The following is a 13980-nucleotide window of genomic DNA, read 5'->3' on the forward strand; positions in this document are numbered from 1 at the left end:
CATGGCCGACGTGCACCCCACCGCCGTCGTCGAGAGCGGAGCCGAGCTCGCGGAGGACGTCCGCGTCGGCCCGTTCTGCTATGTCGGCCCGCACGTCGCTCTCGGCTCCGGCGTCCGTCTCGACGCCTACGCTTCCGTCCACGGCCGCACGCGCATCGGCGCGCGCACGCGCCTGCACCCGCACGCGTGCGTCGGCGGCGAGCCGCAGGACCGGCACGCCGACGGCGCGGGTCGCCTCGAGATCGGCTGCGACAACCAGATCCGCGAGTTCGCGACGATCCACGTCGGCACGGAGCGCGGCGGAGGCTGCACGCGGCTCGGCGACGCGAACCTCGTCATGAACAACGCGCACGTCGCGCACGACTGCCAGGTCGGGAGCCACTGCATCCTGACCGGTCCGGGCGGGCTCGCCGGGCACGTCACGATCGAGGACCACGCCGTGCTCGGCGCCTTCACGGGCGTCCACCAGTTCTGCCGCGTCGGCGAATCCGCCATGTGCGCGGGCAACGCCAAGCTGCGCAAGGACGCGCCGCCCTACGCGATGGTCGCGGGCGACGGCGCCCGCGTCGTCGGCCTGAACGTCGTCGGGCTGCGTCGGCGCGGCTTCGCGCCCGGGACCATTCGCGAGCTGAAGCACGCCTTCCACGTGCTCTTCAACTCGCGCCTGCTCTTCCGCGACGCGGTGAAGCGCGTGCGCGAGGAGGTGCCCGCCTCGCCCGAAGTCGCCCACCTGCTCGAGTTCCTCGAGCAGTCGCCGCGCGGCTTCTGCCGCTAGGCCGGCTCGGACCGCGACGCGAGATGGCGCGCACGGCGCGGCGGATCCCGTAGCATGCCGTCCATGGCGCAGCCGCTGGGACTGATCGCGGGCGAGGGCCGCTTCCCGCTCGAGGTGGCGCGCGCGCTGCGCGCGCGCGGCGAGCGCGTGGTGGCGCTCGGCCTGCACGGTCTGACGGACCCGGCCCTCGGCGCGAGCGTCGACGCCCTGCACTGGCTCGACCTCGGGCAGGTGGTGCGGGGCCTCGACGCGCTCGCCGAGGCCGGTGTGCGCGAGGCGGTGATGGCGGGGAAGGTGCCGAAGGCGCTGCTCTTCGCGCGCGCGGGCGGCGCGCACCTCGACGCGCTCGCGCGCGGCGCGCTCGACGCGCTCCCCGACCGCGCGGACGACACGCTGCTCGGCGCCGTCGCCGCCGTGCTCGCGGCGCGCGGCATCGCGCTGCACGGCCAGGCCGCGTTCACGCCCGAGCTGCTCGTCGAGGAGGGCGTCCTCGGCGCGCGCGCGCCGAGCGACGACGAGCGCGCGGACGTCGCGTTCGGCCTGCCCGTCGCGCGCGCGCTCGCCGGGCTCGACGTCGGGCAGAGCGTGCTCGTCAAGCAGCGCGCGGTGATCGCGGTCGAGGCGATCGAGGGCACGGACGCGGCGATCGCGCGCGCCGGCGCGCTGGCGGGGCCGGGCTGCGCGCTCGTCAAGGTCGCGAAGCCGCGCCAGGACGCGCGCTTCGACGTGCCCGTCATCGGCCCCGGCACCGTCGAGGCCCTCGCGGGCGCGGGCGCGCGCGCGCTCGCCATCGAGTCGGGCAGCGCCGTCCTGCTCGACCGCGCGCGCGCGATCGCGCTCGCGGACGCCGCCGGCATCGCGGTCTTCGGCCTCCCCGCGCTCGCTGCGCCGCCCCTCGACGCGGGAGCGCCGCGCGGCGCCCGGTCGGCCGCGCCGCCCTCGCGCGCACGCGCGGGCGGGGGCACGGCGTGACGCCGCTGCGCATCGCCGTCGTCGGCGCGGGCTACATGGGCAGCCGCCACGCGGAGCGCGTCGTCGCGCTCGCGGGCGAGCCGCCCGACCGCGGCGACGGCGCGGAGCGCGTGTCGCTCGTCGGCGTCGCGGACATCGATCTCTCCCGCGCGCGCGCGGCGGCGCGGCCCGCGCGCGCGATCGCGACGCGCGACGCGCGCGAGCTCGTCGCGCTCGCCGATGCCGTGCTGATCGCCGTTCCGACGCTCGCGCACTTCGAGGTCGCGCTGCCGTGGCTCGACGCCGGACGCGACGTCCTGATCGAGAAGCCGATCGCCGCGACCGTCGCGCAGGGCGAGCGCCTCGTCGCGCTCGCTGCCGAGCGCGGCGCCATCCTGCACGTCGGGCATCTCGAGTGGTTCAACGCCGGCATGCGCGTCGTGCGCGAACGCGTCGATCGCCCGCGCTTCGCGGAGGCGCACCGCATGGGGCCCTTCCCGGACCGCGCGATGGACGTCGACGTCGTGCGCGACCTCATGATCCACGACATCGAGATCCTCCAGCGCCTGCTCGGCGAGGAGCCCGCGACGGTCGACGCCATCGGCGTCGCCGTGCTGTCGCGCGACTTCGACATCGCGAACGCGCGCCTGCGCTTTCCGAGCGGCTGCGTCGCGAATCTCACCGCGAGCCGCGTGTCGGCGACGCCGACGCGCAAGCTGCGCTTCTTCCAGGACGAGGGCTACGTCGCGATCGACTTCCTCGCGCAGACGGCCGTCGCCTTCCGGCGCGAGCTGCCGTCCGAGGAGGGCGCGACGCCGAAGCTCTCGATGGAGCGGCTGGCGACCGATCGCACCGACGCGCTCGCGCTCCAGCTGCGGAGCTTCGTGCGCGCGGTGCGCCGGCGCGCGCCCGCCACCGTCGACGCGGCGAGCGGGCTCGCCGCGCTGCGGACGGCGCACCGCGTGCGCGACGCGATCCGACGAGGTGCCGCGCCGACCCGCCGGCCATGACGTCGGCCGTGCGCGCGCCGACCGTCCTCGTGTCGGCGGGCGATGCGTCGGGCGACCCGTACGCCGCCGCGGTGGTGCGCGCGCTGCGCGCGCGCCGCGGCGACCTGCACTTCGCGGGGCTCGGCGGCGAGGCGATGCGCGCCGCCGGTGTCGAGCTCGCCGTGCACCAGCGCGAGGTCGCGATCGGCGGCCTCGTCGAGGTGGCGGCGGGCGCGCTGCGTCTCGCGCGCGCGTGGCGCGCGCTCGGGCGCGTCGTCCGCCGTGCGCGCCCCGCGCTCGCGCTGCTCGTCGACACGGCCGACTGGAACCTGCGCCTCGCGGGTGCGCTCGCGCGCGCGGGCGTTCCCGTCCTCTACTACGTGCTCCCCCAGGTCTGGGCGTGGCGGAGCGGCCGTGCGCGCGTGCTCGCGCGCCGCTGTGCGCGGCTCGCGGTCATCCTCCCGTTCGAGCGCGACGTGTGGCGCGGGCACGGCGTGGACGTCGCGTTCGTCGGTCATCCGCTCGTCGACGAGGTCGCGTCGCTCGACCCGGGCGCGGGCCCCGCGCTGCGGCGCGCGCTCGGGATCGCGGCCGACGCGCGCGTCGTCGCGCTGCTGCCGGGGAGTCGCCGCAACGAGCTCGCCTACCAGCTCCCGCTCCAGCTCGCCGCGCTGCGCGCGCTCGCCTCGCGCGTGCCGCGGGTCGAGGCCCTGTTGCCCGTCGCGCCGTCGCTCGACGCGGCGCGCGTGCGGGCACGGCTCGCGCGGCACGCGCACGGAGCGCCGCGCGTGCACGTCGTCGAGCGCGCCGACGGCGCGCCGCCTGCGTCGCACGCCGCGCTCGCGGCCTGCGACGCGGTGCTCGCGAAGCCCGGCACGGCGACGCTCGAGGCGGCGCTGCTCGACCGGCCGATCGTCGTGGCGGGCCGCGGCCACGCGCTGTCGGCGGCGCTCGCGCGGCGGCTCGTGCGCGTCGACGCGTGGGCGCTCCCGAACCTCGTCGACGGCTCGCGCTTCGTCCCCGAGCTGCTGCAGGAGGACGCGCGCCCCGAGGCGATCGCGAGCGCGCTCGCCCCGCTGCTCGACGCGTCGCCCGAACGCGAAGCGCAGCGCGCGGGCCTGCGGCGCGTGCGCGACGCGCTCGGTGGCGGCGGCGCGGCCGAGCGCGTCGCCGACATCGCGGAGGACATGCTTGGGGCCGCTCGCGCATAGCATCACCGCTCTCGCCACGCTCGGCGCCGCGCCGTTCGGTGCGCTCGCGCTCGCCCTGGTGCCGCGCTGGCGCGTCGGGCTCGACGCGCGCCTCGGCGCGGTTCCGCGCGCGCCCGGCCGCGCGCCCGGAGGGCTGTGGGTCCACGCGGCGAGCGTCGGCGAGACGCGGGCCTGCGCGCCGCTCGTGCGCGCGTGGTGCGCGCGCGGCGAGTCGCTCCACGTCACGCACACGCGCGCCGACGCGCTCGCCATCGACGTCGGCGCGGATGCGCGCCGCACGTCGCGCGCGCTCGCGCCGCTCGAGCACCCGTGGTGCGCGGCGCGCGCGCTCGCGGCCGTCGCGCCGCGCGCGATCGCGCTGGTCGAGACCGAGATCTGGCCGGTCGGAATCCGCGTCGCCGCCGAGCGCGGCGTGCGCGTCGGCGTCGTCTCCGGCGCGCTCTCGGAGCGCTCGTTCGCGCGCTACCGCGCGCTCTCCCGCGTCTTCCGGCCGACCTTCGGCCGGCTCGCGTTCGTGGCCGCGCGCAGCGAGGCGGACGCGGAACGCTTCCTCGCGCTCGGCGTGCGCGCGGCAGCCGTTGCGGTGACGGGCGATCTCAAGGCGGAGCTCGCGGCGCGGCCGGCCGCGGCGCCGCCGGCCGCGCTCGTGCGCGCGCGCGGTGCGCTCCGGCTCGTCGTCGCGGGCAGCACGCACGAGGGCGAGGAGGAGGCGGTGCTCGATGCGTTCGCGCGCGTCGTGCGCGCGCGCACGGACGCGGCCTGCGTCGTCGCGCCGCGCGACGTCGCGCGCGCGCCGCGGGTCGTCGCGGTCGCGCGCGCGCGCGGCCTGCGCGCGCGACTCCGGAGCGCCGGGCTCGACCCGCCGCTCGCCCCCGGCGAGGTGCTCGTCGTCGACGGGCTCGGCGAGCTCGCGGCGTGGTACGCGGTCGCGCTCGTCGCATTCGTCGGCGGCACGTTTGCGCCGGTCGGCGGACACAACCTGTGGGAGCCCGCGCTCGCGGGGGCCTTCGTGCTGCACGGTCCGCGCATCGAGAACGTGCGCGACGCGGCGGCGGAGCTCGCGAGCAGCGGGGCGGCGACCGCGGTCGACGACGCGCGCGCCCTCGCGGCCGCGCTCGACGCGCGGCTCGCGGACGAGGCGGGAACGCGCGCGCGCGCAGCGTGCGCGCGCGCCGCGCGCGAGGCCGCGCCTTCTCCGCTCGCGCGCACGCTCGCGTGGGTCGACGCGCACGTCGGTGCCGGCCCGCCGGCTGCGGCACCGGTCCGGAGCGGCGCGTGAGCGGGCGCGCGCCGTGGCGCGGCGGGGTCGAGGACGAGAGCGTGCTCGCGCGCGTCGCGTTCGCTCCGCTCTCGCCGTTCGCCGCGCTCTACGCGCTCGGCGCGCGCGCACACCGCGCCGCGTGGGGAGCCGCGCCGCGCGCGGGCGCGCGCTCGATGCTCCGACCGGAGCGCCTGCCGTGCCGCGTCGTCGCGGTCGGGAGCGTCGTCGCGGGCGGAGCGGGCAAGACGCCGCTCGCGGCCTTCGTCGCGCGCGGTCTCGCGGCGCGCGGTCACCGCGTCGCCGTCGCGAGTCGCGGCTATGGGCGCCGCGGCGCGCGCGGACGCGAGCCGCTCGTCGTGTCCGACCGCGAGCGTCTGCGCGGCGACGTCGCGAGCTGCGGCGACGAGCCGATGTGGCTCGCAGCCGCGCTCCCGGGCGTTCCCGTCCTCGTCGCGCGCGACCGCGCGCGCGCCGGGCGCCTCGCGCACGCGCTGTTCGCGACCGACGTGCTCGTGCTCGACGACGGCCTGCAGCACCACCGCGTCGAGCGCGACGTCGCGATCGGCGTCTTCGACGCGGCGGCCGGGCTCGGCAACGCGCGCGTGCTCCCGCGCGGCCCGCTGCGCGAGCCCCTCGCGGCGCTCGGCGCGTGCGACGCGATCGCGGTCGTCGGCGGCGCGCTCCGCGCGCGCGACGAAGCGCTCGTGGCCGCCGCCGCGCCGCGGGCGGCGCGGTTCGCGGCGCGGCGCGACGTGGTCGGCGTGCGCGGGCTCGGGCTGCGCGAGAGCGCGCCGCCGTCGCTCCTGCGCGGCCTTCGCGCGGGAATGCTGTGCGGCATCGCGAGCCCGCGCTCGTTCCGCGCCTCGCTCGAGGCGGAGGGCGCGGTCGTCGTCGCGGAGCGCGTCTTCGCCGACCACCACCGCTTCCGCGCGCGCGACCTGCGCGGCCTGGGCGCGGCCGCGCCGCTCTGGCTCGCGACCGAGAAGGACGCGCCGAAGCTCCGCGCCGACTGGGCGCGCGCGGCGGGCGTCGACGTGCGCATCGTCGCGAGCCGCGCGCGCGTCGAGCCGGAGGCGCCGTTCTTCGACTGGCTCGAGCGCGCGCTGGCCTAACGAGAGGCGCGCGCGAGCGCGAAGCCCAGGCGGTGGAGGAGGACGCCGGCGCGGGCCCGCGGCCAGGCGCGGGTGAGCGCGCGGCCGAGGGCGTCGTCGCCGCGCAGGTAGGCCGCCGCGAAGGCCCGCGTCCCGGCCTCGCCGACGCGCTCCGCGAGACCCTGCTTGTGGAGCGAGCGCAGCAGGCGCGCGAGCTCGCGCGCGCGCCGGGCGGGCGAGGGCGCGGCGCCCGCGACCGCGCGGTCGAGGTCGACGACCCACGCGCGCGCTCCGTCCGCGTCGACGAGCAGGTTGCCGAGGTGGAGATCGGCGTGGCGTCCGCCCGCGTCGTGGAAGGCGCGCACGGCCGTGCCCGCGGCCGCTGCGACGCGCGCGACCTCGTCGGGCGTCGCGGCCCGCAGCTGCGGCGCGGGCGGCGCGGCGTCGTCGATGCGCACGCTCGCCACCACCGCGTGCCAGCGGCGCGCGCGCGCGGTGCGGCGCGCGACGGCGAACGCGGGCTCTGCGACGGGGGCTCCGCGGTGCCAGAGTGCGACGTGCGCGCGCAGCTCGGCGAGCGGACGTGCGGGCGTGGGGAGCGAGCGCGCGCGCAGCCGCGCCAGCAGGCCGCCGGGCGCGTACGCGCGAGCGACGATCGACACCTCGATCCCGTCTTCGTCGTGGGCTTCGTCCTGGTCTTCGCCGCCGCGGCCCGACGCGCGGCGCGCTGCGAGCACGGCGACCGGCGCGCGGCCGGGGGCCTCTCCGCCGCGCATCGCGCGCGCCGCCGCGTCCCGCGGTGGCGCGGCGAGCGCGAGCCAGGCGTCGCGCGGCCCGTGCGCGAGCGAGCGCGCCGCGTCGAGGAAGGCCGGCGTCGCGAGCAGCGCGACATCGCCGCGCCGCAGCTCGTGCAGGCCGTCGCGCACCGTCACGGCGCGACCCGACGCCCGCCGCGCCGCAGCACGACGAGCGCGACGATCGCGGTGACGAGCATCGGGACCCAGATCGCGAGCGCGGGCAGGATGCGGTGCTCGCGCGTGAGGTAGCGACCGAGGCTCGTGAGGCCGTAGAAGCCGAAGACGGCGGCCGTGCAGGCGAGGATCGCGAGCGAGCGAGAGCGGCGCGGCGTCGCGAGCCCGAGTCCGATCGCGACGAGACCGAACGCGGGAGCCGCGAGCGGAGCCGCGAGACGGCGGTGTCGCTCGAGCTCGTACAGGTCGCGGCGCGGCTTGCGCACGCCTTCGAGCGTCTGCCCGGCGTCGATGCGCGCGATGACGCGGGCGAGCTCGTGGAACGCGAGCTCGTCGGGGTTGCGGCGGTCGTGGCGATCGTCGAGCAGGCTCTCTGCGGCGACCGAATAACGAGCGGTCTCGAAGCGGACGCTCCGCACGCGCGGGGGGGCCTCGTCCGGCGCGTCGATCGCGATCGTTCCCCGCTCGAGCGAGAGGTGCAGCACGCCGGTCGCGTCGTCGCTCTCGAGCCGGCCGCCGCGCGCGAACAGGGCGAACGAGCGCTCGGGCGTGGTGCGATCGTAGATCACGATGCCGTGCAGCTCGCCCTCGGCCGTGCGCTCCTCGACGAAGATCACGCGGTCCTCGACGCCGCGGAAGCGCCCCTCCTGCACGATGCTCCCGCGCAGGGCGAGCTCCGTCAGCATGCGCCGCAGCGAGACGCGCGCGTGCGGCTCGACGTCGCGCACGAGCCAGCCGGTCAGCGCGACGACGGCGAGCCCGAGCGCGAGCGCGGGGACGACGAGCGCGGTGAGCCCGTTGCCGAGGCTGCGCATCGCGAGGATCTCGCGCCCGGCCGCGAGCCGTCCGACGGCCAGCGTGACGCCGAACGCGAACGCCATCGGGAGCGCGTGCGGAGCGAGGATCGCGAAGACGTACTGCAGCACGAGCAGCGCGTGCGGGCCGTCGAGGCCGACCTCGAGCAGCGTCTCGAGCCGCTCGAGCAGCTGCTGGCAGACGAGCACGAAGGCGATGCCGGAGAAGCAGAGCAGGGTGAAGAGCGACATCTCGCGCGCCAGGTAGAGCGACAAGGTGCGCGGGAAACGCATGCCGGCGTATCCTACTCGCGGCTCCATCCCCAGGCGAGGCCGTGCCCGACTCCCTCCTCCACCGCGCCCCGCTCCCCGCGCACGCACGACGCGTGCTCGTGATCCGCCTCGGCGCGCTCGGCGACGTCGTGCGCACGCTGCCGGCGGTCGCGCTGCTGCGCGCGCGCCGGCCCGGGCTCGCGATCGACTGGCTCGTCGAGGAACGCGCGCGCGGGCCCCTCGAAGGCTTCCGCGCCGTCGATCGCATCGTCGAGCTGCCGCGTCGCGCGCTCGTCGCCGACGTGCGGGCCGGCGCGCTCGGGCGCGCGGGCGCGCGGCTGCGCGCCGTCGTGCGCGCGCTGCGCGCGGCGCGCTACGACGCCGCGATCGACTTCCACGGCATCGCGAAGAGCGCGTTGCTGGCGCGGCTGTCGGGCGCGCCGCTCCGCTACGGCTATGCGCGGCCGCACGCGCGCGAGGGTGCGTGGCTGCTCGCGACGCATCGCGCGCGGCTCGCGCGCGGCGAGCTCTCGCGCCACGCGCGCAACCGCGCGCTGGTCGACTTCGCGGCGCCGGCGGCACCGACGGCGGAGGGCGAGGACGGCGAGGGTGGCAGCGCGCGCGACGAGCGCGCGGCGCTCGCGCACGCGTTCGCGGTCGACGCTCGCGCGCGCGCCGCGCTCGCGCACGCGCTCGCCGGCGGCGGCGCGGTCGCACCCGCGCGTCCGCCCGTGCTCCTCCATCCCGGAACGAGCGCCGGCGCCGCGCACAAGCGCTGGACGCCGGACGGATTCGCCGCGCTCGCGGCGCGGCTCGCGCGCGCGGGGGAGCGCGTGCTCGTCGCGCGCGGCCCCGGCGAGGACGCGCTCGCGCAGGCGATCGTCGACGCCGCGGGCGGCGCCGCGGCGCTCGCCCCCGCGACCGCGACCTTCGCCGATCTCGCCGCGCTCGCGTCGCTCGCGTCGGTCGTCGTCGCGCCCGACAGCGCGGCGATCCACGTCGCGTCGCTCGTCGGCACGCCGGTCGTACAGCTCGTCGGCCCGACCAACCCGGTCGAGAACGCGCCGGGCGAGGGCGCGCCGTGGCGGCGCGTGCGCGCCGCGCGGCCGCTCCCCTGCGCACCGTGCCGGCGCGGCTGCGCGGCCGCGGCGTGCATGCGCGCCGTCCGCGCCGCGGACGTCGAACGCGCGGTGCGCGAGCTCGTCGGCCCCCGGCGCGCCGCGTGCGGGGCCACGGTCGAGGCCGCGGTCGAGGTGTCTCGAGCGACGGAGGGCGCGGCGGCGGCCCGCGCGACCGGCGGCGCGGAGGCGACCGCGCGCGCGGAAGGTCGCGCCCGCGACGGCGCGCGCGCGCGCGCGTGACGGCGTCCGGCGAGCGCCTCCCTGCGACCGGTGCGGCGCGCCTCCCCGAGCGCATCGCGGCGCGCGTGCCGGCGCTCGCGTCCGGGGACGGTGCCGCGCGCATCGCCGTGCGCCTTCCCAACTGGACGGGCGACGCCGTGATGGCGACGCCCGCCCTGCGCGCGCTGCGCGCGGGCTTCCCGCGCGCGCGCATCAGCGCGCTCGTGCGCGAGGGGCTCGCGCCGCTCCTCGAAGGGCTCGCGCACTGCGACGAGGTCGTGTCCCTGCGGTCGTGGCGCCGCGGTGCAGTCGCGCTGCTCGACGAGGCGCGCGCGCTGCGCGCGCATCGCTTCGACCTCGGCGTGTGCCTGCCCGACTCGTGGTCGTCCGCGCTGCTCCTGCGCGCGGCCGGCGTCGCGTGCGTGGTGGGCCACGCGCGCGCGGGGCGAGCGCCGCTGCTGCACGTCGCGGTCGCGCCCGAGCGAGCGTGGGGGCCGCGGCGGCGCGTGGCGCGGGAGCTCCGCGCCCTGCACGTCGTCGAGGCGATCGGATGTCCGCCGCGCGGCACGCACCTCGAGCTCGCGATCGGCGCGCGCGACGCGAGCGAGGCCGATGCGCTGCTCGCCGCGGGCGGCCTCGCGCCGCGCGATGCGTTCGTCGCGCTCGCGCCCGGCGCCTCGTACGGCGACGCGAAGCGCTGGCCGCCCGCGTCGTTCGCGCGCGTCGCGGACGGCCTCGCGGAGATCGGCGTGCGCGCCGTCGTCGTCGGCGCGCCCGAGGAGGCCGAGCTCGCTCGCGCGGTCGCGCGCGCCGCGTCGTGCGAGGTCGTCGATCTCGTCGGACGAGCGGGGCTCGGCGCGCTCAAGGCCGTGCTCGCTCGCGCGCGCGCGCTCGTCGCGAACGACGCGGGCGCGCGGCACGTGGCCGTCGCGGTGGGGACGCCGGCCGTCGTGCTGTTCGGGCCGACCGACCTCGCGCGCACCGACTGCAACCTCGAGCGCGTGACGCCGCTCGCGACCGACGTGCCGTGCCGTCCGTGCGGGCGGCGGAGCTGCCCGATCGACGGCCGCTGCATGGCGGGCATCGCGCCGGAAGCCGTGCTGCAGGCGGTGCGCAGCGCGCTCGCCGGCGCGACCTAGCGCCGCGCTCGCTCCCGCGGCGCATCGCCGCGAGCTCGGCGTCGGTACCGCCGTGCGGTGTGCGCGCGGCGGGCTCGACGCCGATCGCCAAAGCTGGAACCCTTGCGCCCCGCGCTCCGCCCCGGCCCTCGCGCACCGCGCGCGCCGCGCGTCGCGCCTCGCAGAGGAATCCGCGCTTGGCTCGACGCCACGACGACCACGAGCGCGCCCGCACCGGCGCGGTCGCGCCCCGGCGCGCGGCGCGCGCAGCCCGCGCGGACGCGCCTGCTCCGGCGCGGTCGCGGGCCGGCGCAAGGCTCGACCGCCGCCGCATCGAGCGGCTCCTCGATCGCTTCCCGACGCTCGAGATCCTGGTCGTCGGCGACGTCGTGCTCGACGAGTACCTGATCGGCGACGTCTCGCGCATCAGCCCCGAGGCGCCGGTGCCCGTCGTGCACGTGCGGCGCGAGGCGACCGCGCTCGGCGGCGCGGGCAACGTCGTGCGCAACGTCGTCGCGCTCGGTGGGCGCTGCCGGCTGTGCTCGTGCATCGGCCGCGACGCGGACGGCGACGAGGTGATGCGCCTGCTCGCCGCGCTCGGCGTGCCGGGCGACGGCGTGCTGCGCGTCGCGGGGCGCCCGACGACGCGCAAGTCGCGCGTCGTCGCGCAGAGCCAGCAGATCGTCCGCGTCGACCGCGAGACGCACGAGCCGCTCGCGAAGTCGGCCGCGAAGGCGCTCGCGGAGGCGGTGCGCGGCGCGGCCGCGACGGCCGACGGCGCGATCCTCGAGGACTACGGCAAGGGGCTCTTCACGCGCGCGACGATCCGCACCACGATGCAGATCCTCGCCGACGCGGGCGTGCCCGTCGCGGTCGACCCGAAGGACGAGCTCGCGCCGTTCCGCGGCGCCGAGCTCGTGAAGCCGAACCTGCGCGAGGCCGCACTGCTCGCGGGCGCGCGCGACGCGACGCCGCGCGACCTTCCGCGCATCGCCGCGCGGCTGCGCGCGAAGCTCGGCGGCGCCAAGCTCGCCATCACGCGCGGCGCCGACGGCATCCAGCTCTTCGAGGGCACCGACCCGGGCGAGGGCGTGCACGTCGCCGCGCCCCGGCGCGAGGTGTTCGACGTGCAGGGCGCGGGCGACACGACGATCGCGGCGCTCGCGCTCGCGCTGCGCGCGGGCGCCACGTTGCGCGAGGCCGCGGTCGTGGCGAACGCGGCGGCCGCGACCGTCGTCGCGAAGGTCGGAACGGCGACGGCGTCGCGCGACGAGGTGCGCGCGCAGCTCGCCGACGCGATCGCGGTCGCGGAGGCGTCGGCGTGATCCGCAGCATGACGGGCTTCGGGCGCGCGGACTTCGCGGTCGGCGAGCTCGCGTTCGAGGTCGAGGTCCGCTCGGTGAACCACCGCTATCTCGACGTGCGCGCGAAGCTCCCGCGCGTGCTCGCGCGCTGCGAGGCCCGCGCGGTGGCCGCCGTCCAGGCGCACCTGCAGCGCGGCAAGGTCGACATGACGATTTCGCACGCGTCGTCGTCGGCGGCGCCGGCGCGGCTCGAGATCGACCGCGAGGCCGCGGGGCAGTACGTCGAGGCGGCGCGCGAGCTCGCGCTGCGCTTCCACCTCTCGAACGAGCTCGACGTCGCGACGCTGCTCGCGCTCCCGGGCGTCACGCGGCTCACCGAGCCCGAGCTCGCCGAGGACGAGCTCGAGCGCGCGCTCGACGACGGCGTCGCCCGCGCGCTCGCGGCGCTCGACGCGATGCGCGAGCGCGAGGGCACCGCGCTCGCGAGCGAGCTCGACGGGCGGCTCGAGCGCGTCGCGGCGCTCGCGGGCGAGCTCGAGAGCCGATCGGACGTCGTGCGCGAGGCCGTGCGCGAGCGGCTGCGGCGGCGCGCGCGGCAGCTCGAGCAGGACACGGGCCTGCTCGACGAGGCGCGCCTGCACCAGGAGATCGTGCTCGCGGCCGATCGGCTCGACATCACCGAGGAGGTCGTGCGCCTGCGCAGCCACGTCGACCAGTTCCGCGCGATCGTCGCGGAGGCGGGCCGCGCGACGCCCGTCGGGCGCCGCCTCGACTTCCTGCTCCAGGAGATGGGCCGCGAGGCGAACACGACGGGCTCGAAGGCCAACGACGCGGAGCTCGCGCACTTCGTCGTCGAGCTCAAGACGGAGCTCGAGCGCGTGCGCGAGCAGGTGCAGAACGTTGAGTAGCGCGCGGAGCCGGACGGGCCCGGCCGCGCGCGACGCGGCCGAGGGCGGCGGCTTCGAGGCGCCGCGCCTGTTGAACATCGGCTACGGCAATCTGCTCGTCGCCTCGCGCGTGATCGCGATCGTGGCCTCGCAGTCCGCGCCGATGCGGCGGCTGCGCGAGGAGGCGGCCGAGCGCGGGAAGCTCGTCGACGCGACGCAGGGGCGGCGCACGCGCTCGATCCTGATCACCGACAGCGACCACGTCGTGCTCTCGGCCGTGAACCCCGAGACGCTCGCCGCGCGCCTCGCGCCCGGGGACGGCGGCGCGTGAGCGCTCGCGAGCGCGGGCGCCCGTTCCTCGTCGCGGCGCCGTCGGGCACGGGCAAGACGACCGTGTGCCGCGAGGTGATGCGGCGCGACCCGCGTCTGCGCTTCTCGATCTCGCACACGACGCGCGCGCCGCGCGCGGGCGAGGTGGACGGCGAGCACTACCACTTCGTCGACGTCGCGACGTTCCGGCGCATGGTCGACGCCGGCGCCTTCCTCGAGCACGCCGAGTACGCGAACAACCTGTACGGCACGAGCTGGGCCTCGCTCGAGACGCCGCTCGCGCAGGGCTACGACCTGCTGCTCGAGATCGAGGTGCAGGGGGCGAGGCAGGTGCGCCGCAAGCAGGGGCGGCACGGGCTCGACGTGTGCTTCATCTTCCTGCTCCCGCCCTCGCGCGCCGAGCTCGAGCGCCGCCTGCGCGCGCGCGGCACGGACTCCGAGGACGCGATCGGGAAGCGTCTCGCCGTCGCCGACGTCGAGCTCGAGGCCGCCGAGATCTTCGACTACGCGGTCGTCAACGACGAGCTCGCGACGGCGGTCGAGGACGTGCTCGCGATCGTCGGCGCGGTGCGCGAGGGCCGCGCGGCCGCGATCGCGGAGCGCTTCGGTCGCGAACGCGTGGTGGAGCGCTGGCGGCGGACGGCCGAGGAGGGCGCTCTGGGCGTCTAGCCCGCTCCGCGCTCGA

The 13980-nt window shown here is 78.3% G+C and carries 14 protein-coding genes; 12 read left to right on the forward strand and 2 right to left on the reverse strand.

Annotated features, from left to right (window positions below):
* Position 1 precedes the first annotated feature (1 nt).
* The 6 genes from lpxA to lpxK all read left to right on the forward strand — a co-directional run bounded on the left by lpxA (position 2) and on the right by lpxK (position 6299).
* Positions 2-775, forward strand: coding sequence for an acyl-ACP--UDP-N-acetylglucosamine O-acyltransferase (gene lpxA / locus R3E88_20595; GenBank protein ID MEZ4218881.1), 774 nt, complete (start codon positions 2-4; stop codon positions 773-775).
* Positions 776-838: 63 nt separating this feature from the next.
* Positions 839-1747 (forward strand): UDP-2,3-diacylglucosamine diphosphatase LpxI, encoded by a 909-nt coding sequence (lpxI, locus tag R3E88_20600; protein MEZ4218882.1) that lies wholly within the window; start codon positions 839-841, stop codon positions 1745-1747.
* A complete protein-coding gene (locus R3E88_20605; protein ID MEZ4218883.1) occupies positions 1744-2736 on the forward strand; it encodes a Gfo/Idh/MocA family oxidoreductase in 993 nt (330 codons plus the stop codon). The genes lpxI and R3E88_20605 overlap by 4 nt, the downstream gene beginning before the upstream one ends.
* Complete coding sequence (gene lpxB / locus R3E88_20610; GenBank protein ID MEZ4218884.1) at positions 2733-3926, forward strand: lipid-A-disaccharide synthase; 1194 nt, start codon at positions 2733-2735, stop codon at positions 3924-3926. The genes R3E88_20605 and lpxB overlap by 4 nt, the downstream gene beginning before the upstream one ends.
* Positions 3907-5205 carry a glycosyltransferase N-terminal domain-containing protein gene (locus tag R3E88_20615; protein ID MEZ4218885.1) on the forward strand — a complete coding sequence of 433 codons (1299 nt, stop codon included), beginning with the start codon at positions 3907-3909 and terminating at the stop codon, positions 5203-5205. Before lpxB ends, R3E88_20615 begins: the two co-directional genes overlap by 20 nt.
* Complete coding sequence (lpxK, locus tag R3E88_20620; protein MEZ4218886.1) at positions 5202-6299, forward strand: tetraacyldisaccharide 4'-kinase; 1098 nt, start codon at positions 5202-5204, stop codon at positions 6297-6299. The genes R3E88_20615 and lpxK overlap by 4 nt, the downstream gene beginning before the upstream one ends.
* Here the strand turns inward: lpxK and R3E88_20625 are convergent.
* On the reverse strand, positions 6296-7210 hold the full coding sequence (locus R3E88_20625; GenBank protein MEZ4218887.1) for a lipopolysaccharide kinase InaA family protein: 915 nt from the start codon (positions 7208-7210) through the stop codon (positions 6296-6298). The two genes, lpxK and R3E88_20625, sit on opposite strands and share 4 nt — an antisense overlap.
* The gene (locus R3E88_20630; GenBank protein ID MEZ4218888.1) at positions 7207-8337 is read right to left on the reverse strand and encodes an LptF/LptG family permease; all 1131 of its coding nucleotides are present in this window, start codon (positions 8335-8337) and stop codon (positions 7207-7209) included. Before R3E88_20630 ends, R3E88_20625 begins: the two co-directional genes overlap by 4 nt.
* Positions 8338-8378: 41 nt before the next feature.
* On the opposite strand from R3E88_20630, the gene R3E88_20635 reads away from it, so the two are divergent.
* The 6 genes from R3E88_20635 to gmk all read left to right on the forward strand — a co-directional run bounded on the left by R3E88_20635 (position 8379) and on the right by gmk (position 13964).
* Positions 8379-9677 (forward strand): glycosyltransferase family 9 protein, encoded by a 1299-nt coding sequence (locus R3E88_20635; GenBank protein MEZ4218889.1) that lies wholly within the window; start codon positions 8379-8381, stop codon positions 9675-9677.
* Entirely contained in the window at positions 9674-10795 is a 1122-nt protein-coding gene (waaF, locus tag R3E88_20640; GenBank protein MEZ4218890.1) for a lipopolysaccharide heptosyltransferase II, read from the forward strand. The genes R3E88_20635 and waaF overlap by 4 nt, the downstream gene beginning before the upstream one ends.
* Before the next feature lie 176 nt (positions 10796-10971).
* Positions 10972-12099 (forward strand): PfkB family carbohydrate kinase, encoded by a 1128-nt coding sequence (locus R3E88_20645; protein MEZ4218891.1) that lies wholly within the window; start codon positions 10972-10974, stop codon positions 12097-12099.
* A complete protein-coding gene (locus tag R3E88_20650; protein MEZ4218892.1) occupies positions 12096-12986 on the forward strand; it encodes a YicC/YloC family endoribonuclease in 891 nt (296 codons plus the stop codon). The genes R3E88_20645 and R3E88_20650 overlap by 4 nt, the downstream gene beginning before the upstream one ends.
* Positions 12987-13053: 67 nt before the next feature.
* Positions 13054-13296, forward strand: a complete 243-nt coding sequence (locus R3E88_20655; protein MEZ4218893.1) for a DUF370 domain-containing protein — start codon at positions 13054-13056, stop codon at positions 13294-13296.
* Complete coding sequence (gene gmk, locus R3E88_20660; GenBank protein ID MEZ4218894.1) at positions 13293-13964, forward strand: guanylate kinase; 672 nt, start codon at positions 13293-13295, stop codon at positions 13962-13964. The genes R3E88_20655 and gmk overlap by 4 nt, the downstream gene beginning before the upstream one ends.
* The last annotated feature ends 16 nt before the right edge of the window (positions 13965-13980 follow it).

Source organism: Myxococcota bacterium (assembly GCA_041389495.1).
Lineage (GTDB): Bacteria > Myxococcota_A > UBA9160 > UBA9160 > UBA4427 > JAWKRT01.